Below are 21,249 nucleotides of genomic sequence, written 5' to 3' on the forward strand. Positions count from 1 at the left end.
ACGGCTCCTAACTGGTAACCCCAAACCAGTGCGCCCAACCCATGGACCTCGTCATCGCTCGCCCCGAAGGCCTGTACTGCCCGCCTGGCGACTTCTACATAGACCCCTGGCGCCCGGTCGAGCGCGCCGTGATCACCCATGGTCATGGCGACCATGCCCGCACCGGCAACCGCCACTACCTGACCGCAGCCCCCGGCGCCGGCATCCTGCGCAGCCGACTGGGCCAGGACATCGACCTGCAGACCCTGCCGTACGGTGAACGCATCCTGCATCACGGCGTCACCCTCAGCCTGCACGCGGCTGGCCATGTGCTGGGCTCGGCGCAGGTGCGCCTCGAGTACCAGGGCGAAGTCTGGGTTGCTTCGGGTGATTACAAAGTCGAGCCGGATGGCACCTGCGCAGCCTTCGAGCCGGTGAGCTGCCATACCTTCATCACCGAGTCCACTTTCGGCCTGCCCATCTACCGCTGGCCCAGCCAGGCGCACATTTTTGCCGGGATCAACGCCTGGTGGCGCAGCAATTGTGAGCAAGGCAAGGCCAGCGTGCTGTTCTGCTACGCGTTCGGCAAGGCTCAGCGAATACTCCACGGCCTGGACCCGGAGATCGGGCCGATCCTCGTGCATGGCGCTGTCGAGCCGCTGAACCGGGTCTACCGAGAAGCCGGTGTGCACCTGCCGAGCACCCGTTATGCCGGTGATGTTCCGCGCAACGACCCACTGCTGCGCCAGGCATTGATCCTGGCGCCACCCTCTGCCGCAGGCAGCAGCTGGATGCGCCGTTTCGGCGATTACAGCGATGCATTTGCCAGCGGCTGGATGCTGTTGCGCGGTACCCGACGACGGCGTGGGGTGGACCGTGGCTTCGTGCTGTCCGACCACGCCGACTGGCCGGGGCTGCTGTGGGCCATCGGCCAGACCGGAGCCGAACGGGTCATGGTTACCCACGGCTCGGTAAACGTGTTGGTGCGCTACCTCAACGAACAAGGGCTGGATGCCCGTGCGTTCATCACCGAGTACGGCGAAGAGGATGACACCGTAGCCACGGAGCCAGAGGCATGAAAGCCTTCGCCGAACTGTACCTGCGCCTGGATGCCACCACCTCCAGCAATGCCAAGCTCGAAGCCTTGCGTGACTACTTTGCGGCAGCACCCGCCGCAGATGCCGCCTGGGCCGTCTATTTCCTTGCTGGCGGGCGCCCCCGCCAGCTGGTGCCGACCCGCGTGCTGCGTGAGTTGGCCACGGCGTTGGCGGGGTTGCCCGAATGGTTGTTCGAAGAGAGCTATCAGGCGGTGGGCGACCTGGCCGAAACCATCTCGCTGCTGTTGCCGCAAGCCGCCCATGCCAGCGACGACGGCCTGGCATACTGGGTCGAGGCGCATCTGCTGCCCTTGCGCGGCCTGCCCGCTGAAGAACTCCAGCAACGCCTGCTCCCCTTGTGGGCACAACTGGACCGTCCGAGCCTGATGTTGTGCCTGAAACTGATCACCGGCAGCTTTCGTGTCGGGGTATCCAAGCTGCTGGTCACCCGCGCCCTGGCACAACTGGCGGGGCTGGATGCCAAGCGCGTGGCCCAGCGACTGGTCGGCTATACGGACATCGGCCATCGCCCGAAAGCCGCCAGTTACCTCAAGCTGATCGCCGAAGAGTCCACTGATGAACATAGCCAGCGCGGCGGCCAACCGTACCCATTCTTCCTGGCTCACGCCCTGCAGGCCCCGCCAGAACAATTCGAGGCCCTGCTCGGTCCGCCAGCTGCGTGGCAAATCGAATGGAAGTGGGACGGCATTCGCGCCCAGGTCGTCAAGCGCGAGGGTCAACTATGGGTCTGGTCACGGGGCGAGGAGCTGGTCACCGAGCGCTTTCCCGAGCTGCACGGCCTGGCCGAAAGCTTGCCGGACGGCACGGTGCTCGACGGTGAGATCCTGGTCTGGAAGCCGGGCGTCAGCGCCGATACACCAGCGGTGCAGCCGTTCGCCGTGCTGCAGCAGCGCCTTGGCCGCAAGAACCTGGGCAAAAAGCTGCTGGCTGACGCCCCGGTCGTACTGCAAGCCTATGACTTGCTGGAATGGCAAGGCGAGGACTGGCGCAGCCGCCCGCAACATGAACGGCGCCAGCAGTTGCAGCGTCTGGTGGCAGAGTGCCCGTTGGCCCCGCTGCTGCTTTCACCGCTGCTCGATGGCAACGACTGGAGCGACCTGGCCCGGCAACGTGAAAAGTCGCGCAGCCTGGGCGTTGAAGGGTTGATGCTCAAGCAGCGTGATGCCCTGTACGGCGTGGGCCGGACAAAGGACATGGGCCTGTGGTGGAAGTGGAAGATCGACCCGTTCAGCATCGATGCGGTGCTGATTTATGCCCAGCGCGGGCATGGCCGCCGCGCCAGCCTCTACAGCGACTACACCTTCGCAGTATGGAACGCGCCACCCGGCACGCCCGACCGCGCGCTAGTGCCCTTCGCCAAGGCTTATTCCGGGCTCAGCGACGAAGAGATGCGCAAGGTGGATGCGATCATTCGCAAGACCACGATGGAAACCTTCGGGCCGGTACGTAGCGTCACCCCGACGCTGGTGTTCGAGTTGGGCTTCGAGGGCATTGCGCTGTCCAAACGTCACAAGAGCGGCATCGCCGTCAGGTTTCCGCGGATGTTGCGCTGGCGCCTGGACAAGCCGGTCGAGGAAGCCGATGACCTGGCCAGCCTGCAGGCATTGCTGGTCTGAAAGAAGGCAACGCGGTGAGGCGCGATATTGGAAATTATGCTTCTATCTTTGAGCCGACCCGTGTCGCAGACCGTTTTCGCCACGCAGCCAGGACCACCATGCACCATTCGACCCACGACCTGCTTTCGCCCGTACCGGGCATTACCCGCCAATTGCACAGCTTCCACTTCGGCCCACGCGGTGGCGCCAAGGTGTATATCCAGGCCTCGCTGCATGCCGACGAACTGCCCGGCATGCTGGTGGCCTGGCATCTCAAGCGCCGCCTGGCCGAGCTGGAACAGCAGGGTCGCCTGCTGCGCGAAATCATCCTGGTACCGGTGGCCAACCCGGTCGGCCTGGAGCAGGTGATGCTGGACGCGCCCCTGGGCCGTTTCGAGCTGCAGAGCGGCGAGAATTTCAACCGCAATTTTGTCGACCTGTCCGACAGCATCGGCGACCAGATCGAAGGCCACCTGACCCAGAACCCGGCCCACAACCTGGCGCTCATCCGCGAATACCTGCGTCGTGGCCTGGACGCCCACCCAGCGCGCACGCCGTTGCAGTCCCAGCGACTGACCCTGCAACGACTGGCCTGCGATGCCGATCTGGTACTGGACCTGCACTGCGACTTCGAAGCGGTCGAACACCTCTACACCACGCCCGAAGCCTGGCCGCAGGTCGAACCCCTGGCGCGCTACCTGGGCGCCCAGGCCAGCCTGCTGGCTACTGATTCCGGCGGGCAGTCGTTCGACGAATGCTTCAGTCTGGTCTGGTGGCAGCTGCAGCAACGCTTTGGCAAGCACTTCCCGATCCCGCTGGGCAGCGTTTCGGTCACCGTCGAACTGCGTGGCCAAGCCGACGTTAGCCATGACCTGGCCAGCCAGGACTGCCAGGCGATTCTCGACTACCTGACTTACGCCAGTGTCATCGAAGGTATTGCCGCACCACTACCGGAGCTATCACGCCCGGCCACGCCACTGGCCGCCGTCGAACCCGTGGCCGCGCCCCTGGGCGGGCTGCTGGTGTACCACGCCCGCCCAGGCGAGCACCTGGAGGCCGGGCAATTGATCGCCGAAGTCATCGACCCGCTCAATGACCGCGTGACTGCCGTGCGCAACAGCCAGCCCGGCCTGCTCTATGCCCGCAGCGTGCGGCGCATGGCCACGGCCGGCATGGTCATCGCCCATGTCGCCGGCGAACAGGTGTTGCGCAGCGGCTACCTGCTAGCCAACTGATCGGGTAAAACCAATGCATGCGGCGAGTGGTCTGTAGAAGCACAGCCTTCTCAGGACTGCTTGCACGCATGCCCGCCTCGTCCGACCTTGCCAATGCCTGGTTCACTGCCCGTGGCTGGAAGCCCTTCGCCTTCCAACGCCAGGTATGGGCTGCGGTTGGCCGTGGTGACTCCGGGCTGCTGCATGCCAGCACCGGCGCGGGCAAGACTTATGCGGTCTGGCTGGCGGCATTGCGTGCCTTCGCCAAGTCAGCAACCGGGCGCCAGCCTGCGGCGCTGCAGGTGCTGTGGATCACGCCCATGCGCGCACTGGCCGCTGATACTGCCCGCGCCCTCCAAACGCCGCTGGATGAGCTTGGCCTGAACTGGACGGTCGGCGTGCGCAGCGGCGATACCGGCAGTGACGAGCGCGCTCGCCAGGCCCGGCGCCTGCCAAGCACCCTGATCACCACGCCGGAAAGCTTGACCCTGCTGCTGACCCGCGCACAAGCCGCCGAAGACTTCGCCAGCCTGCGCCTGGTGGTGGTGGATGAATGGCACGAACTGCTTGGCAACAAGCGCGGCGTGCAACTGCAACTGGCCTTGGCCCGGTTGCGTCGCTGGCACCCGGGCCTGATGACCTGGGGCTTATCGGCCACGCTCGGCAATCTGCCGCACGCCCTCGAGGTGCTGTTGCCGGGAGGAGGCCTGCTGGTGAAAGGCCGCCAGGACAAGCAGTTGGTGGTCGACACCTTGCTGCCCGATGCCATCGAGCGCTTCCCCTGGGCCGGGCACATGGGCCTGAAGATGCTCGACCAGGTTGCCCAGCAACTCGACGCCAGCGCCAGCAGCCTGGTGTTCACCAACACCCGTGCCCAGGCCGAGCTCTGGTACCAGGCCCTGCTGGATGCCCGCCCCGACTGGGTCGGGCAGATCGCCCTGCACCATGCCTCGCTGGCCCGGGCAACCCGCGACTGGGTAGAACTCAGCCTCAAGCAGGGCACGCTCAAGGCAGTGATCTGCACCTCCAGCCTGGACCTTGGGGTGGACTTTTTGCCGGTCGAACGGGTGCTGCAGATCGGCTCGGCCAAAGGCATTGCTCGCCTCATGCAGCGCGCCGGGCGCTCTGGCCACGCGCCAGGGCGCCGCTCGCGCATCACCCTGGTGCCAACCCATAGCCTGGAGCTGGTGGAAGCTGCCGCAGCCCGCGCCGCACTGGCTTCCGGCCATATCGAAGCGCGCCGTTCGCCGCGGCTGTGCCTGGACGTGCTGGTTCAGCATCTGGTCAGCATGGCCTTGGGCAATGGCTTTCGCCCCGCCGAACTGCTCGAGGAGGTGCGCAGCACCTGGGCCTTCCGTGACTTGCGCGACAGCCAGTGGCAATGGGCACTGGATTTCGTCAATCACGGTGGCCACGCACTGACGGCCTACCCCGACTATCGGCGTGTCGAAGCACACCCCGACGGGGTCTGGCGGGTGGCCAGCGAGCGCCTGGCGAGGCGTCACCGCATGGGCATCGGCACCATCGTCAGCGAAGCCAGCCTGCAGCTCAAGTATTGGAGCAAGGGTGGTGGTGGCAAGCACCTTGGCAGTGTCGAGGAAGCTTTCATTGCCCGCCTGCGCCCTGGCGACACCCTGGTGTTCGCCGGCCGGGTCCTGGAGTTGGTACGGGTGGAAGGCATGACCGCCTACGTGCGCCGCAGCACCGCGCGCAAGGCCGCCGTGGCGCGTTGGAATGGCGGGCGCATGCCGCTGTCCAACGAACTGGCCGACGCACTGGTCGAGCAACTCGATGCTGCCGCCCATGGGCGCTACCACGGCTCGGAGATGCAGGCCGTACGGCCGTTGCTGGCCTTGCAGGCGCAGTGGTCGGCCTTGCCCACCTGCAGCACGCTGCTGGCCGAAACGCTGGCATCGCGCCAGGGCTCGCACCTGTTCCTCTACCCCTTTGCCGGGCGCATGGCCAACCTGGGCCTGGCCAACTTGATCGCCTGGCGGGTGAGCCGGGTGCAACCACTGTCGGTCTCCATCGCCGTGAACGACTATGGTTTCGAACTGCTCAGCCCCAGTACCGTGGATTGGGCCCGCTGCCTGCCTGAGGCGCTGTCTGGCGACAACCTGCTGGAGGATGTGCTGGCCAGCCTGAACGCCGGCGAGATGGCGTTGCGACGGTTTCGTGAAATCGCCCAGATCGCCGGGCTGGTATTCGGCGGTTACCCGGCCGCGCAGAAGAGCACGCGGCAGATTCAGGCCTCCAGCGGGTTGTTCTATGAAGTATTCCGCAAACATGACGCCGGCAACTTGCTGCTCGGCCAGGCGCGCGATGAAGTCCTGAGCGAAGAACTGGAGATCGAGCGCCTGCACCGCCAGTTGCTCAAGATGCACAGCCTGCAACTGGACCTGCGCACGCTGCAACGGCCAGGCCCCTTGGCGTTCGCCCTGCTGGTCGAAGGCATGCGCGAGACCTTGAGCACGGAAAAGTTGGCAGACCGCATTGCGCGGATGGTGGCCGACCTGGAAAAAGCGGCAAACCGGCCATGAACAGTTACTTGTCGATCGAGCACTGCGGCGAAACGCTCTGGCTGTTACCGGACAAGGCCATCTACTGGCCAGCCCGCCGCACCTTGCTGGTGGCTGACGTCCATATCGGCAAGGCCGCCAGCTATCGGGCCTTGCATCAACCGGTTCCGCGCGGCACCACAGCCGCCACGCTGGCACGCCTGGACACGTTGCTGAACAGCTATGACTGCGAGCAGTTGGTCATCCTCGGTGACTTCCTTCATGCGCGCGCCGCACATTCACCCGGCATGCTGGCCAGCCTGCGCAGGTGGAAAAACAGCCATAGCGCGCTGAAGGTCGTGCTGGTGCGTGGCAACCATGATCGCCATGCCGGCGACCCGCCGGTCGAACTGGGTATCGAAGCAAGGGATGAACCTTTGCTGCTGGAACCCTTTGCCCTGCGGCACGCCCCCCTGCCTCACCCCACCCATCCGGTGCTGGCCGGCCATGTGCATCCAGTTTATGTGCTGCGAGGACGGGCACGGCAACGGCTCAGGCTGCCTTGCTTCCTGATCGATGCTCAGGTCAGCCTGCTGCCGGCGTTCGGCGAATTTACCGGGGGATGGACGATAGAGCCTGGCTCGGACGCCCGCGCGTTCGTCGCAGGGGGCGACCGGGTGTGGGCACTCGCCAACTAGTCAGGCTACGGGAGACGGTGGTGGCTCGTCCGGCAGGGTCGGCTCACCCGGTTCCATGGGCGGATGTTCGCCTGGTTCCGGCGGCTGCGGCGTATCGGGGTCAGGCTGGTGCGGAACGCCACCGGCCTGCATTGGCAAGGGATGCGCCAGCAGTGACCACGCCAGCAACCCGATCTGGTTGGGCTGCAGTACGGCCAGCTTGGCACTGATTGCGGGGTTGAGTTTCATTGGCAGCTCCTGGACGAGGGCCGATACGCTGCATACGTATCGGCGCTGTTCAAACTCTTGGAGTGCCATCAGGGAAACTAATTCCCCGCGCTCGTCGGATCAGGTGCGTGGCAGGGTGACGCCGCGCTGGCCCTGGTACTTGCCGCCACGGTCCTTGTACGACACTTCGCATTCTTCGTCGGACTGCAGGAACAGCATCTGCGCCACGCCTTCGTTGGCGTAGATCTTCGCCGGCAGCGTGGTGGTGTTGGAGAACTCCAGGGTCACGTGGCCTTCCCACTCCGGCTCGAGCGGGGTGACGTTGACGATGATGCCGCAACGGGCGTAGGTGCTCTTGCCCAGGCAGATGGTCAGCACGTCACGCGGGATGCGGAAGTACTCGACGGTACGGGCCAGGGCGAAGGAGTTTGGCGGAATGATGCAGACATCGCTCTTGATGTCGACGAAGCTGCCGGCGTCGAAGTTCTTCGGGTCGACGGTGGCCGAGTTGATGTTGGTGAACACCTTGAATTCGTCGGCGCAGCGCACGTCGTAGCCGTAGCTGGAGACGCCGAAGGAGATCACCCGGCTGTCCTGCTCGCCGCGCACCTGGCGCTCGACGAACGGTTCGATCATGCCGTGTTCCTGCGCCATGCGGCGAATCCACTTGTCCGATTTGATGCTCATGGCGGGGTGTCCTGAAGAGTTGCGAGGGGAAAATCCAGACGCGCATCTTACCGGTCCCGAAGCCCGGGTTAAAGTTCCAGTGCCTCATCCCGCGCCGGACGGGGGCTGCAGCCGCCGTCGATCCGAATTTGCGTAAAGCGTTCACAGACCATTGGCAGCTCGTGGAAAGTGGGGTAAGGTGACGCCACTGTGCTGCACGTGACACCGAGAATCTCTAGTTTGATGCACGATCCTGATCGGCCCATCGCTGAATTTTCTGCTCTCTTTGCGCTCAGTCCCGGGCAGGGTTTTTCCTGACCGTTATCAAATTGTCCAAGGAGACAGAAAAATGTCCAACCGTCAATCCGGTGTTGTTAAGTGGTTCAACGATGAGAAAGGCTACGGCTTCATCACCCCTCAGTCGGGCGACGACCTGTTCGTGCACTTCAAAGCCATCCAAGCTGACGGCTTCAAAACCCTGAAAGAAGGCCAGGCTGTTACTTTCGTCGCTACCCGCGGCCAGAAAGGCATGCAGGCTGAAGAAGTTCAAATCGCCTAAGTCGATTTAGCTTCCTAGCTTTCAAAAAAACCCGCCTTCTGGCGGGTTTTTTTATGCCTGACTGCAAAGCATCTGCGGCCTTGTGGGACCGGCAAGGCCGTTCCCACAAGTGCTGCCTCAATCTTCGCTGATGGTGATGCTCGGCATCGCCGGCGCCGCTGCTTCCTGCAGCACGATCCGCGCGCCCACCTGGCGGGCCAGTTCCTGGTAGACCATGGCAATCTGGCTCTCCGGTTCGGCGATCGCCGTCGGCTTGCCGCTGTCGGCCTGCTCGCGGATCAGCATCGACAGCGGCAGCGAGGCCAGCAGTTCGACGCCGTATTGCACCGCCAGCTTTTCACCACCGCCTTCACCGAACAGGTGCTCGGCATGGCCGCAGTTCGAGCAGATGTGCACGGCCATGTTTTCCACCACGCCCAGCACCGGGATGTTGACCTTGCGGAACATCTCCACGCCCTTCTTGGCATCCAGCAGGGCCAGGTCCTGTGGCGTGGTGACGATTACCGAACCGGCCACCGGCACCTTCTGCGCCAGGGTCAGCTGGATATCGCCGGTACCTGGCGGCATGTCGATGACCAGATAATCCAGGTCGTCCCAGGCAGTCTGGGTGACCAGCTGCAACAACGCACCGGACACCATCGGGCCACGCCAGACCATCGGCGTGTTGTCATCGGTGAGGAACGCCATGGACATCACTTCCACGCCATGGGCCTTGATCGGCACGAACCACTTCTGCTCACGAATCTGCGGGCGGGTACCCTCGGCGATACCGAACATCACGCCCTGGCTGGGGCCATAGATGTCGGCATCGAGAATGCCCACCCGGGCGCCTTCACGGGCCAGGGCCAAGGCCAGATTGGCGGCGGTGGTCGACTTGCCGACCCCGCCCTTGCCCGAGGCCACGGCAATGATGTTCTTGACGTTGGCCATGGCTGGCACCTGGGCCTGGGCCTTGTGCGCGGCGACCACGCAGTCGATCGACACCTGGGCCGAACTGACGCCCTCGAGGTTCTCGATCGCAGTCTGCAGCACCTGGGCCCAGCCGTTCTTGAACAGGCCGGCGGCATAGCCCAGCTGCAACTGCACAGCGACCTGCCCACCCTGGATGTCGATGGCGCGCACGCAACCGGCGCTGACCGGGTCCTGGTTCAGGTAGGGGTCGGTGTACTGGCGAAGCACGCCTTCGACGGCGGCACGGGTGACGGCACTCATGGACACTCCCATTGGCAAACTGAGTACAAAACAGACGCCTATCCTAACCCGTCAATCGTCAGCAGATGCGTGCTTGGGGTGAAATATCTTCGCCGGCCCTTTATAGTGGCCGATCACCCTCATTTTTACCCGAGCCAGATAAGTAGCCGAGCCACCATGTCCGAGCCACGTCAGATTCTCGTTACCAGCGCCCTGCCCTATGCCAATGGATCCATCCACCTTGGCCATATGCTGGAGTACATCCAGACGGACATGTGGGTGCGCTTCCAGAAGCTGCGCGGCAACCAGTGCATCTACGTCTGCGCCGACGATGCCCACGGTTCGGCCATCATGTTGCGTGCCGAGAAGGAAGGCATCACCCCTGAGCAGCTGATCGCCAATGTCCAGGCCGAGCACAGCGGCGACTTCGCCGACTTCCTGGTGGACTTCGACAACTTCCACTCCACCCACAGCGACGAAAACCGCGAGCTATCGAGCCTGATCTACGGCCGCCTGCGTGATGCCGGGCACATCGCTACCCGTTCGGTGACCCAGTACTTCGACCCTGAAAAGGGCATGTTCCTCGCCGACCGTTTCATCAAGGGCACCTGCCCGAAATGCGCGGCTGAAGACCAGTACGGCGACAACTGCGAAAAATGCGGCGCCACCTACGCCCCGACCGAACTGAAGAACCCCAAGTCAGCGATTTCCGGTGCCACCCCGGTACTGCGCGATTCCCAGCACTTCTTCTTCAAGCTGCCGGACTTCCAGGCCATGCTGCAGCAGTGGACGCGCAGCGGCACCTTGCAGGACGCCGTCGCCAACAAGCTCGCCGAATGGCTGGATTCCGGCCTGCAGGAGTGGGACATCTCGCGTGATGCGCCGTACTTCGGCTTCGAGATCCCGGGCGAGCCTGGCAAGTACTTCTACGTCTGGCTGGACGCGCCGATTGGCTACATGGCCAGCTTCAAGAACCTCTGTGCACGCCGCCCGGAGCTGGACTTCGACGCCTTCTGGAACGAAGGCTCCAAGGCCGAGCTGTACCACTTCATCGGCAAGGACATCGTCAACTTCCACGCGCTGTTCTGGCCTGCCATGCTCGAAGGCGCCGGCTTCCGCAAGCCGACCGCAGTCAACGTGCACGGCTACCTGACCGTCAACGGCGCCAAGATGTCCAAGTCGCGTGGCACCTTCATCAAGGCCCGCACCTATCTGGACCACCTGCAACCGGAGTACCTGCGCTACTACTATGCCGCCAAGCTTGGCCGTGGCGTCGATGACCTCGACCTGAACCTCGAGGACTTCGTGCAGAAGGTCAACTCCGACCTGGTCGGCAAGGTGGTCAACATCGCCAGCCGTTGCGCCGGCTTCATCCACAAGGGCAATGCCGGCGTGATGGTCGCGGGCGATGCTGCGCCGGAGCTGACCGAGGCCTTCCTCGCTGCCGCCCCGTCGATCGCCGAAGCCTACGAAGGTCGCGACTTCGGCCGCGCCATGCGCGAAATCATGGCCCTGGCCGACCGTGCCAACGCCTGGATCGCCGACAAGGCACCTTGGTCGCTGGCCAAACAGGAAGGCAAGCAGGACGAAGTCCAGGCCATCTGCGCCCAAGGCATCAACCTGTTCCGCCAGCTGGTGGTCTTCCTCAAACCGGTGCTGCCGCTGCTCGCCGCCGATGCCGAGGCATTCCTCAACGTCGCGCCACTGACCTGGAACGACCACCAGTCGCGCCTGGAAAACCACCAGCTGAACCCGTTCAAGGCGCTGATGAGCCGTATCGAACCGGCCAAGGTCGAAGCCATGGTCGCCGCCAGCAAGGAAGACCTGCTGGCCGCCGAAGCCCAGGCACCAGCCGGCAACGGCGAGCTGACCAAGGACCCGCTGTCGGCCGAAATCGAGTTCGACACCTTTGCCGCGGTCGACCTGCGCGTCGCGCTGATCGTCAAGGCTGAAGCCGTGCCTGGCGCCGACAAGCTGCTGCAACTGACCCTGGACATCGGCGACGAACGCCGCAACGTGTTCTCCGGCATCAAGTCGGCCTATCCGGACCCCTCCCAGCTGGAAGGCCGCCTGACCATGATGGTGGCCAACCTCAAGCCGCGGAAAATGCGCTTTGGCGTATCCGAGGGCATGGTCATGGCGGCCGGCCCTGGCGGCGAAGAGATCTACCTGCTCAGCCCTGACAGCGGCGCCAAGCCAGGTCAGCGCATCAAGTAAGCCTCCTGCCCCGGCCTCACCGCCGGGGCAGTTCCATCTGCAGCGCCAATGCCGGACGCGCCAGGCGATTCCCGGCTATCGTCATTCTCATGAACGACTATATGCTGATCCTCGCCAGCGCTGCGCTGTTCAGCCACCTACTCCTGCAACAACAGCCGCTGAGCCGGCTGCGCCTGCAGGTCTGTGGCCTGGCAGGCGCCCTTTCGATAGCGCTCGGGGCAAGCGGCGGGCAAGCGCTCGACCGGTTGATCATGGCGCCCTGGCATTTACAGGACTTGCGCCTGTTCCTGCTGCTGCCCTGGCTGGCGTTGCTGGCATGGGGCGTGCCGCAGGTGTTGGCCAGGCTACGCCCGCAATGGCCCACCGAGGACCTTGCGCTGCCCTTGCTGGGCAATGCCTTGCTGCTGGGCCTGGTGCTGCAAGTGACGGAAGATGACACCTCGGCGCTTGCAACGTTGTGCTGGGGGATAGCGGCCGGCCTGGGCTTCTGGCTTGCGCTGGTGCTGTTCGACGACCTGCACCAGCGCAGCCAGCACCCTGATGTACCGGCTGCGCTGCGCGGCTTGCCCATTACATTGATCGGTACGGGTGTCATGGCCCTGGCGTTCTCGGGATTCAACGGACTTTTCACTCAATGAACTTGATTCAACGCATCGACGCCCTGTTGCCACAGACCCAGTGCGGCAAATGCGGCCACAATGGCTGTCGGCCCTACGCCGAAGGCCTGGCTGCGGGCGAGGCCATCAACAAGTGCCCGCCAGGCGGTAGCGAAACCATCGCCGCGCTGGCCGTGCTGCTGGAGGTGCCACTGCTTGCGCCTGACCCGCAGCGAGGAAGCGCACCACCCCAGGTCGCCTACATTCGCGAAGCCGAATGCATCGGTTGTACCAAATGCATCCAGGCCTGCCCGGTCGACGCCATCGTTGGCGCCGCCAAGCTGATGCACACGGTCATCGCCAGCGAATGTACCGGCTGTGACCTTTGCCTGGCGCCCTGCCCGGTCGATTGCATCGACATGCATCCACTGCCAGCCACGGTGGTGCCAATTGTCAGCGGCCTGGCCCATACCCCCGAACAACTGCAGGTCCGCCGCCAGCGCCGCGATCATGCGCGCCAGCGCCACGAACAGCGCAACGCCCGCCTGCAACGCGATATCGCACGCCGGGAGGCGCAGCGTCTGGCACGTACGGCCGGAGCCACACAAGGCGCGCCAGATGCTATCAAGGCCGCCCTCGAACGGATCAAGGCGCAAAAAGCCACCGCTGCCGATGCTGCGCCTGCAGCGGCCGGGCACGACCATGGCAAACCCTGACCCACGGCTACGCAAGGCCATGGGCCTGGTGCTGCTGGCCTGTCTACCGGGCTTGCTTGCAGCGCTCTGGACAGAGGGCTGGGGGGTGCTATTCAGCCTGTTGCTGTGCGCCAGCAGTGCATTGAGTTGCGAAGCGGCACTGCTGGCTGTACGTCGACAACCTGTTCTACCGGCATTGAACGATGGCAGTGCCCTGGTGACTGCCGTGCTGTTGGCCATCGCCCTGCCTGTGCAAGCGCCCTGGTGGTTGCCCGTGACTGCAGCAGGCATTGCCATCGGCGTCGGCAAGCAGGCCTTTGGCGGAGTGGGCCGCAACCTGTTCAACCCGGCAATGGTCGGTTACGCCTTTGTGCTGCTGAACTTTCCGCTGCACATGACCCACTGGCCCAGCCAGGCCGTTGGCTTTATCGATAGCCTGCAGCTGGTGTCCGGCAGTGACAGCCAAATCGATGCCTGGGCGGGGCCGACCATTCTCGATGGCCTGCGCCACAACCGCAGCCTGACCATCGACGAACTCTTCGCCAGCCACTCCGGCTTTGGCAAATTTGGCGGCCGCAACAGCGAGTGGGTCAACCTGGCACTGCTGTTCGGTGGGCTGTTTCTCTTGCAGCGCAAGGTTATCAGCTGGCATGCCCCGGCAGGCCTGCTGGCCGGCCTGTTTCTGTTCAGTCTGCTGGCCTGGAATGGCTCCGGCTCGGATTCGAACGGTTCGCCACTGCTGCACCTGTTCAGCGGCTCAACCATGCTGGCGGCGTTCTTCATCGCCACGGAGCCTGTGTCCGGCCCCAAGACCAACCTGGCCAGGCTGTTGTTTGGCTTTGGCGCAGGCGCGCTGGTCTACCTGATTCGCACCTGGGGCAATTACCCGGATGGCACGGCATTCGCCATCCTGCTGATGAACCTGGCAGTGCCCGCCCTGGATCGGTTTGCCTTGCGACGCCCGCAGGTCTCGCCATGACCGCACCTGTTCGCAGCAGCTTGCTGCTACTCGTCGTCGGAGGGTCGGCGTTGGCGTTAACGCTGGCCTGGCAGGACTGGACGGGCCCAGCCATCGCAGATGCCGAGCACCAACTTAAGGCAGACCAATTGCTGGCGGTGCTGCCCGCGCAAAGTTACGACAATCACCCCCTGGACAACGCCTTACCACTGCCAGCCGATCAGCCATTGCATAGCAAGATACTCGCGGCCTTGCGCGCGACCCACGGCACTTCGCCAACAGCCATCGTGCTGGTGAGCCAGGTCCAGGGCTATGCTGGCCCTATCAAACTGACCATTGCCATCGACGCCGAAGGCCGCCTGATTGGCACTCGGGTGGTCGAACAGCAGGAAAGCCCTGGGCTGGGCGGCCAGATCGCCGACCCACAGTCTGGCTGGCTGTCACAATTTGCCAATCACGACCTTGGCGATCGCTGGGCGCTCAGGCGCGACCAAGGTGACTTCGATCAGCTGGCTGGGGCAACCGTTACTTCCCGGGCAGTGATCGATGCCCAGCAGGAAGCCTTGCGATATTTTGACCAGCATCGCAGCGAACTGCTCGGAGCCCCCGGCCATGAATAAATACTGCCTGCTGGTGACCGGCCTGGCCCCGCTGCTTGGTGCAACGCGCACCTTTGCGCAGGCACTAGCCATCGGCGCGTGCATGCTCGTGCTGCCCCTTCTCCACCAAGCCTTGCTAAGCCAGCTGCGGCCAACACTCAGCGGCGCGAAGTACTGGCTGGCAAGCCTGCTGCTGCTTGCTGCGCTTGCCAGTTGCCTGCAACTGGCACTGCGGGCCTGGGCATTGCCATTGGCGCTGACGCTTGGGTTTTTTCCTGCGCTGATCTGCCTGCAATGCCTCGCCATCGACACATTGCTGCCAACTGAAGGGCGCTGGCGACAACTGTTGCTGCATTTGACTGGCCTGCTGCTCGCCTGCCTGCTGCTCGGCGCCGGCCGCCAATGGCTGGACAAAGTCGCCGGCATGCACTTGGCCCAGCTGCCGTCAGGTGGGCTGCTACTGCTCGGCGCGCTACTTGCCTTGTACAATTGGCTGCGCCCCACTCTCACACGTCGTCAAGGAAAGCGTTGAACCCATGAATGCCGCCAAACGCCTGGAGATCTTTCGCAGGCTGCACGAAGACAATCCCGACCCGAAAACGGAATTGGCCTACACCACCCCATTCGAGCTCCTGGTTGCCGTGACGCTTTCCGCACAATCCACCGATGTCGGCGTCAACAAGGCCACCGCGCGCCTGTTTCCGGTCGCGAATACACCGCAGGCCATCCATGCGCTAGGTGTCGAGGGCCTGAGCGAATACATCAAGACCATCGGCCTGTACAACAGCAAGGCCAAGAACGTCATCGAGGCGTGCCGCCTGTTGATCGAGCGCCATGAAGGCGAAGTACCGCAGACCCGAGAAGCACTGGAAGCGCTACCGGGCGTTGGCCGCAAGACCGCCAACGTGGTGCTCAACACTGCCTTCCGCCAGCCGACCATGGCCGTGGACACACACATCTTCCGGGTCAGCAACCGCACTGGCATCGCGCCGGGCAGGACCGTGCTCGAAGTCGAGAAGAAGCTGGTCAAGTTCGTCCCCAAGGATTACTTACTCGACGCTCACCATTGGCTCATCCTGCACGGCCGCTACGTGTGCCAGGCACGCAAGCCTCGTTGCGGTAGCTGCCGCATCGAAGATCTGTGCGAATACAAGCACAAGACCTCCGACGATTGAGCCAATAGCAAAAACAGCTGCATCCTGATTGAAAAAATCTTTTTTACCGGACTTCGCTTTCTCGCTATAAGGACGGCCAATGGCCCTTTGGCTTGGAGCGACTCATGAGTACCGATAAAGACGACCTGTCGATCGAAGATGACTTTGCTACCGCTGACGACGAAGCGGAGCCTCAGGTAGAAACCGCGAAGACCAACCTGAGCAAGCGTCGTACCATTGACAACCTCCTCGAAGAGCGACGCCTGCAACGACAACTCGCCGATTTCGACTACGACCTGTAGCCTGACAAAAAGCCTCCTTCATGGAGGCTTTGTGCATGCCGCGCTCAGTTCAGGCCATGACGGCGGGCCAACTCGATCAGGTCCACCAGTGAATGGGCATTCAGCTTCAGCAACAGGCGGGTCTTGTAGGTGCTGACCGTCTTGTTGCTGAGGAACATGCTGTCGGCAATCTCCTTGTTGGAACGCCCGCGTGCAAGCTGCTGCAGCACCATCATCTCCCTTGCCGACAGGCGATCTACCATTTCAGCCTCGCTGGCGCCTCCTACCCGGCCATGGGACTTGTGCAAAGCCTGATTCGGGAAGTAACTGTAGCCAGAGAGCACAGCCTTGATGGCACTGAGCAGTTCGGTGAGTTCCTGCTGCTTGCACACATAGCCTGAAGCCCCCGCCTGCATGCAGCGCATGGAGAAATGCCCGGGCGCCTGGGAAGTCAGCACCAGGACACGGCTGCCAGGGCTGGCCGCGGCCATCCGGGCGATGACTTCCAGCCCATCGAGCTTGGGGATGCCGATGTCGAGCACGACAATGTCGGGGAGGTGCTCGCGAGTGAGTTGCAAGGCTGCAATGCCGTTGTCGGTTTCCGCAACAACATCATACCCATGCCGCTCCATGAGCATGCGCACTGCCAAGCGTATGACCGGATGATCATCCACGATAAGGACTTTATTCATGCGATATCCATCATTCATTATTCTGCTTTGACGACTGCCTCACCATAACCGAGCAGAACGCTAAATGGCGCGTCGATTCCCTGTACAAATAGCCGAATAGATGAACCTTACGTCGGTTTGGGAATTTTCCTACAAGAAAAATTTAATCCTTTATCCCGAATGCGCTTACGAACACGCAAATCAAAACGTGATCAACTCACTCCCCCCGCAGAAATTTCCCTCCCCCGGAAAATGTCCACAATTTAGTTGAGGCAGTCAGTAGGTTATTGATAAGAGAAACATGCAGGAGGCAATGACCATGAACGATAACCAACCTGTGGCCCCACTGACGATAATCGCCATCTTCGCTGGCATCATCGAAGCTTCTGCCTTGGCAACCTTGCCTTTTCTCAGCGAAAAAAGTCAGACGTACTACACTTGGTTCCTTGTGGGGTTTCCATTCTTTCTCACAGCCCTGTTCTTTCTCACCCTGAACTTCAACTACAAATCCTTTTACAAACCTGACCCAGCCGAACAGAAAAACATCCCTGAGCAAGCGACGCTTCCCGACATGCAAGAAACTATAACCATGATGTTTTCCGGGCCAGACGCGGAAAAACTGATACAACAACAAATCGTGCAAGCCCTTAGCCAAGCGCATGTCGAAAACAGGCGCTGGCGAATGTGCAACATGGATCTACAACAGTGCGTGATTCTTACGACCACCCGCTTGCCTGAGGATCTACCCAATGGGTATTGACCAGGCCACCGTCCAGAAGGCAAAAAAAACCCGGCCAGAGCCGGGTTTGTTTTTGCCACTTCAGCCAAATGCTCAGAGCATCCCGCGGCCTTTGTTGGCAGCAATACGCATGCGCAGCGCGTTGAGCTTGATGAAGCCGGCAGCATCAGCCTGGTTGTAGGCGCCGCCGTCTTCTTCGAAGGTCGCGATGTTGGCATCGAACAGCGAGTCATCCGACTTGCGGCCAACCACGATGACGTTGCCCTTGTACAGCTTCAGGCGCACGACGCCGTTAACATTTACCTGCGAAGCGTCGATCATCTTCTGCAGCATCAGACGCTCCGGGCTCCACCAGTAGCCGGTGTAGATCAGGCTGGCGTACTTCGGCATCAGCTCGTCTTTGAGGTGAGCGACTTCGCGGTCCAGGGTGATCGACTCGATGGCACGGTGGGCCTTGAGCATGATGGTGCCGCCAGGGGTTTCGTAGCAGCCGCGGGACTTCATGCCCACATAACGGTTCTCGACGATGTCCAGGCGGCCGATACCGTTGGCGCCGCCGATGCGGTTCAGCTCGGCAAGCACGGTGGCCGGAGTCATGTCGACGCCGTCGATGGCGACGATGTCACCATTGCGGTAGGTCAGCTCGATGTAGGTAGCCTGGTCCGGGGCGTTTTCTGGCGAGACGCTCCAGCGCCACATGTCTTCTTCGTGCTCGGTCCAGGTATCTTCCAGGACACCGCCTTCGTAGGAGATGTGCAGCAGATTGGCGTCCATCGAGTACGGCGACTTCTTCTTGCCATGGCGCTCGATCGGGATGCCGTGCTTCTCGGCGTAGTCCATCAGCTTCTCGCGGGACAGCAGGTCCCACTCGCGCCATGGGGCGATGACCTTGACACCTGGCTTGAGGGCGTAGGCACCCAGTTCGAAGCGAACCTGGTCGTTACCCTTGCCGGTAGCGCCGTGGGAAATGGCGTCGGCGCCGGTTTCGTTGGCGATTTCGATCAGGCGCTTGGCGATCAGCGGGCGGGCGATGGAGGTACCCAGCAGATACTCGCCTTCGTAGACGGTGTTGGCGCGGAACATCGGGAAGACGAAATCACGCACGAACTCTTCGCGCAGGTCGTCGATGTAGATCTCTTTTACGCCCATCGCCTGAGCTTTGGCGCGAGCCGGCTCGACTTCTTCGCCCTGACCCAGATCAGCGGTGAAGGTCACCACTTCGCAGTTGTAGGTATCCTGCAGCCACTTGAGAATCACCGAAGTATCAAGGCCGCCGGAATACGCCAGTACGACCTTTTTTACGTCCGCCATGCCATCACTCCACGGGGTTGTACGGAAAGGGGCCGATTCTACCGGCGTTGCGGACAAATTTACAGTGGGGCGACAGCTTCTGACGACAAAGCGACAGGAACTGTCAGCAGCGCGACGTGGGTGGCGTGGAAGTACGGTCAGGGTGCCTTCGTTCCCGATGCAGACGGAGCAGCCGTAGCCGGTGCCACCGCGGCAGGCGGGATGGCAGGCGCTACCGGTGCCGGTTGCTGAACCGACTGCACCGCCGGCTTCTCCACCTGAGCCACCCGATCCAGTTCGATGTTTACCCGCCGGTTACGCGCCCGATTGGCCGGGCTGTTGTTCTTCACCAGCGGATAGCGCTCGCCATGGAAGCGCACGACGATTTGCTCTTCGGGCACACCATGGGCCTTGAAGTAATCGGCAACGGCCAAGGCCCGGCGCCGCGAAGTGTCACGATTGGTCAGGCGGTTACCACTGTTATCGGAATGGCCATTGAGTTCGATGTGGTTCACCGTCGGGTCGGCCTTGAGGTAATCGAGGATCACATCCAGCCGCGCACGGGCGTCGGCATCGAGATCGAAGCCACCGCCCGGGAACCCAACCTGGGTCTGGCGCACCTGGTCATAGTTCATCGGCAGCATCTTGCTGGCGCAGGCTTGATAGTCGCCATACGCCTTGGCGAAGCTGACCGGCAACACGCGTACCTCCATTACCCGCCCGCCTTCGCCGGTATAGTTGCGCACCACCGTGCTGCGGCCATCGAGCAGGCCGTTGATCAGGCGACTGGCCTGGCTCTGCGACGAGCTGAACAACACGCCGCTACGGGCCATACGAACAGCGCCGAGATTCACATCGCCGCGACCCGGCTGCCAAGGGGCAGCGGCTGCCAGCAAGGTGGCGGAACCTGCGCCCAGCACATTGCTGTGCGAGCGTAGCTGAAACACCGGCTGCTCACCGGCCTTACGCACGAACTCGCCACTGCCGAAACCGTCGATCGGCTGGATCAGACGACATTCGAACTGGTCACCCTCGACGTTCCAGGCGACATTCTCCATGCGGGTCTGGAAGGTCAGTGCGCCGGCCGGCAGGCTGGCGACGAGGGTCAACAGGGCAAGGTAACGCTGGCGCACGGGCGGCTCCACAAATTCTGACGGCTTACAGGCAGGCTATCGGACGCTTGCCGGAAAACTTGATAGCCGTGCTCGGACCGGGGTTTTCCGGTAGCATTGGGGCCTGAGTTCGACCCGCCTGGAATTCCCAATGTCCGATCGCCTGACCCTCCTGCGTCCCGACGACTGGCACATCCATCTGCGCGATGGTGCCGTCCTGCCCCATACCGTTGGCGATGTGGCGCGTACTTTCGCCCGTGCCATCATCATGCCTAACCTGGTTCCGCCGGTGCGCAATGCCGTCGAAGCTGGCGCCTACCGCGAGCGCATCCTTGCCGCCCGCCCGGCTGGCAGCCGCTTCGAACCGCTGATGGTGCTCTACCTCACCGACCGCACCAGCCCCGAGGACATCCGCGCGGCCAAGGCCAGCGGCATCGTCTACGCCGCCAAGCTGTACCCGGCCGGCGCGACGACCAACTCCGACTCGGGCGTGACCAGCATCGACAACATCTTCCCGGCCATCGAAGCGCTGGCGGAAGTGGGCATGCCATTGCTGGTGCACGGTGAAGTGACCCGCAGCGAGATCGACGTGTTCGACCGCGAGAAGCGCTTCATCGACGAGCACATGCGCCGCCTGGTCGAGCGCTTCCCGACCCTGAAAGTGGTGTTCGAGCACATTACCACGGGCGACGCCGCGCAATTCGTCACCGAAGCCCCGGCCAATGTCGGTGCGACCATCACTGCCCAGCACCTGCTGTACAACCGCAACCACATGCTGGTCGGCGGTATCCGCCCGCACTTCTATTGCCTGCCGATCCTCAAGCGCAACACCCATCAGGTGGCGCTGCTGGACGCGGCCACCAGCGGCAACCCGAAGTTCTTCCTCGGCACCGACTCGGCACCGCACGCCCGTCACGCCAAAGAAGCCGCCTGCGGTTGCGCCGGCTGCTACACCGCATACGCGGCCATCGAGATGTACGCCGAGGCGTTCGAACAGCGCAATGCACTGGACAAGCTCGAAGGCTTCGCCAGCCTGCACGGCCCGGCCTTCTATGGCCTGCCGGCGAACACCGACACCATCACCCTGGTCCGCGAAGAGTGGACCGCCCCGGACAGCCTGCCGTTTGGCGAGCAGACCGTGATCCCGCTGCGTGCCGGTGAAAAACTGCGCTGGCGCCTGCTGGAGGACAACGCGTGAGCGAAGACCTCTAC

21 protein-coding genes and 1 pseudogene are annotated in these 21,249 nt (G+C 62.9%); 16 read left to right on the plus strand and 6 right to left on the minus strand.

Features of this window, described 5'->3' with window-relative positions:
- Positions 1 to 41: 41 nt before the first annotated feature.
- From ACOKS3_RS23140 to pdeM, 5 genes are all read left to right on the plus strand, one after another.
- Positions 42 to 1,058 carry a ligase-associated DNA damage response exonuclease gene (locus tag ACOKS3_RS23140; RefSeq protein WP_422764489.1) on the plus strand — a complete coding sequence of 339 codons (1,017 nt, stop codon included), beginning with the start codon at positions 42 to 44 and terminating at the stop codon, positions 1,056 to 1,058.
- Entirely contained in the window at positions 1,055 to 2,713 is a 1,659-nt protein-coding gene (locus tag ACOKS3_RS23145) for an ATP-dependent DNA ligase (RefSeq protein WP_422764490.1), read from the plus strand. Before ACOKS3_RS23140 ends, ACOKS3_RS23145 begins: the two co-directional genes overlap by 4 nt.
- A 98-nt stretch (positions 2,714 to 2,811) precedes the next feature.
- Complete coding sequence (locus tag ACOKS3_RS23150; protein ID WP_103449424.1) at positions 2,812 to 3,927, plus strand: succinylglutamate desuccinylase/aspartoacylase family protein; 1,116 nt, start codon at positions 2,812 to 2,814, stop codon at positions 3,925 to 3,927.
- 68 nt (positions 3,928 to 3,995) lie between these two features.
- Positions 3,996 to 6,446: a ligase-associated DNA damage response DEXH box helicase gene (locus tag ACOKS3_RS23155; protein WP_422764491.1), complete on the plus strand. Its 2,451-nt coding sequence runs from the start codon at positions 3,996 to 3,998 to the stop codon at positions 6,444 to 6,446.
- Positions 6,443 to 7,102, plus strand: coding sequence for a ligase-associated DNA damage response endonuclease PdeM (gene pdeM / locus ACOKS3_RS23160; protein WP_422764492.1), 660 nt, complete (start codon positions 6,443 to 6,445; stop codon positions 7,100 to 7,102). The genes ACOKS3_RS23155 and pdeM overlap by 4 nt, the downstream gene beginning before the upstream one ends.
- On the opposite strand, the gene ACOKS3_RS23165 is transcribed toward pdeM, so the two are convergent.
- Together ACOKS3_RS23165 and dcd are read right to left on the minus strand one after the other, a co-directional pair.
- Entirely contained in the window at positions 7,103 to 7,330 is a 228-nt protein-coding gene (locus ACOKS3_RS23165; RefSeq protein ID WP_103449421.1) for a hypothetical protein, read from the minus strand.
- A 99-nt stretch (positions 7,331 to 7,429) separates the two neighbouring features.
- On the minus strand, positions 7,430 to 7,996 hold the full coding sequence (dcd, locus tag ACOKS3_RS23170; protein ID WP_003258001.1) for a dCTP deaminase: 567 nt from the start codon (positions 7,994 to 7,996) through the stop codon (positions 7,430 to 7,432).
- A gap of 328 nt (positions 7,997 to 8,324) precedes the next feature.
- Here dcd and ACOKS3_RS23175 point away from each other — a divergent pair, with 328 nt between their 5' ends.
- Positions 8,325 to 8,534, plus strand: a complete 210-nt coding sequence (locus tag ACOKS3_RS23175; protein ID WP_003254922.1) for a cold-shock protein — start codon at positions 8,325 to 8,327, stop codon at positions 8,532 to 8,534.
- Between the two features lie 117 nt (positions 8,535 to 8,651).
- On the opposite strand, the gene apbC is transcribed toward ACOKS3_RS23175, so the two are convergent.
- Positions 8,652 to 9,746, minus strand: coding sequence for an iron-sulfur cluster carrier protein ApbC (gene apbC, locus ACOKS3_RS23180; protein WP_103449420.1), 1,095 nt, complete (start codon positions 9,744 to 9,746; stop codon positions 8,652 to 8,654).
- A 156-nt stretch (positions 9,747 to 9,902) separates the two neighbouring features.
- Here apbC and metG point away from each other — a divergent pair, with 156 nt between their 5' ends.
- The 8 genes and pseudogenes from metG to ACOKS3_RS23220 all read left to right on the plus strand — a co-directional run bounded on the left by metG (position 9,903) and on the right by ACOKS3_RS23220 (position 16,246).
- A complete protein-coding gene (gene metG / locus ACOKS3_RS23185; protein WP_422764493.1) occupies positions 9,903 to 11,942 on the plus strand; it encodes a methionine--tRNA ligase in 2,040 nt (679 codons plus the stop codon).
- Positions 11,943 to 12,031: 89 nt separating this feature from the next.
- Positions 12,032 to 12,580 carry an Rnf-Nqr domain containing protein gene (locus ACOKS3_RS23190; protein ID WP_103449418.1) on the plus strand — a complete coding sequence of 183 codons (549 nt, stop codon included), beginning with the start codon at positions 12,032 to 12,034 and terminating at the stop codon, positions 12,578 to 12,580.
- Positions 12,577 to 13,218 (plus strand): annotated as a pseudogene (rsxB, locus tag ACOKS3_RS23195) (electron transport complex subunit RsxB); the annotation flags it as partial. The gene ACOKS3_RS23190 and the pseudogene rsxB, both read left to right, overlap by 4 nt.
- A 22-nt stretch (positions 13,219 to 13,240) precedes the next feature.
- Positions 13,241 to 14,212, plus strand: coding sequence for an RnfABCDGE type electron transport complex subunit D (locus ACOKS3_RS23200; RefSeq protein WP_422764494.1), 972 nt, complete (start codon positions 13,241 to 13,243; stop codon positions 14,210 to 14,212).
- Complete coding sequence (locus ACOKS3_RS23205; RefSeq protein ID WP_422764495.1) at positions 14,209 to 14,811, plus strand: RnfABCDGE type electron transport complex subunit G; 603 nt, start codon at positions 14,209 to 14,211, stop codon at positions 14,809 to 14,811. Before ACOKS3_RS23200 ends, ACOKS3_RS23205 begins: the two co-directional genes overlap by 4 nt.
- Entirely contained in the window at positions 14,804 to 15,322 is a 519-nt protein-coding gene (locus ACOKS3_RS23210) for an Rnf-Nqr domain containing protein (RefSeq protein ID WP_103449415.1), read from the plus strand. The genes ACOKS3_RS23205 and ACOKS3_RS23210 overlap by 8 nt, the downstream gene beginning before the upstream one ends.
- 4 nt (positions 15,323 to 15,326) lie before the next feature.
- Positions 15,327 to 15,965 carry an endonuclease III gene (nth, locus tag ACOKS3_RS23215; protein WP_103449414.1) on the plus strand — a complete coding sequence of 213 codons (639 nt, stop codon included), beginning with the start codon at positions 15,327 to 15,329 and terminating at the stop codon, positions 15,963 to 15,965.
- A gap of 104 nt (positions 15,966 to 16,069) precedes the next feature.
- Complete coding sequence (locus tag ACOKS3_RS23220) at positions 16,070 to 16,246, plus strand: PA3496 family putative envelope integrity protein (RefSeq protein WP_027918964.1); 177 nt, start codon at positions 16,070 to 16,072, stop codon at positions 16,244 to 16,246.
- 44 nt (positions 16,247 to 16,290) lie between these two features.
- On the opposite strand, the gene ACOKS3_RS23225 is transcribed toward ACOKS3_RS23220, so the two are convergent.
- Positions 16,291 to 16,917 (minus strand): response regulator transcription factor, encoded by a 627-nt coding sequence (locus ACOKS3_RS23225; RefSeq protein WP_103449413.1) that lies wholly within the window; start codon positions 16,915 to 16,917, stop codon positions 16,291 to 16,293.
- 298 nt (positions 16,918 to 17,215) lie between these two features.
- On the opposite strand from ACOKS3_RS23225, the gene ACOKS3_RS23230 reads away from it, so the two are divergent.
- Complete coding sequence (locus ACOKS3_RS23230; RefSeq protein WP_103449886.1) at positions 17,216 to 17,656, plus strand: hypothetical protein; 441 nt, start codon at positions 17,216 to 17,218, stop codon at positions 17,654 to 17,656.
- Between the two features lie 72 nt (positions 17,657 to 17,728).
- Here the strand turns inward: ACOKS3_RS23230 and ACOKS3_RS23235 are convergent, their stop codons facing one another.
- The gene (locus ACOKS3_RS23235) at positions 17,729 to 18,946 is read right to left on the minus strand and encodes an argininosuccinate synthase (protein ID WP_054885859.1); all 1,218 of its coding nucleotides are present in this window, start codon (positions 18,944 to 18,946) and stop codon (positions 17,729 to 17,731) included.
- Positions 18,947 to 19,083: 137 nt separating this feature from the next.
- On the minus strand, positions 19,084 to 20,058 hold the full coding sequence (locus ACOKS3_RS23240; RefSeq protein WP_103449412.1) for a flagellar protein MotY: 975 nt from the start codon (positions 20,056 to 20,058) through the stop codon (positions 19,084 to 19,086).
- Positions 20,059 to 20,188: 130 nt separating this feature from the next.
- Between ACOKS3_RS23240 and pyrC the strand changes: the two genes are divergently transcribed.
- Positions 20,189 to 21,235 carry a dihydroorotase gene (gene pyrC, locus ACOKS3_RS23245; RefSeq protein ID WP_085675229.1) on the plus strand — a complete coding sequence of 349 codons (1,047 nt, stop codon included), beginning with the start codon at positions 20,189 to 20,191 and terminating at the stop codon, positions 21,233 to 21,235.
- The last annotated feature ends 14 nt before the right edge of the window (positions 21,236 to 21,249 follow it).

It is taken from the genome of Pseudomonas sp. HS6-2, from assembly GCF_049325675.2.
GTDB classification, from domain to species: Bacteria; Pseudomonadota; Gammaproteobacteria; order Pseudomonadales; family Pseudomonadaceae; genus Aquipseudomonas; species Aquipseudomonas putida_N.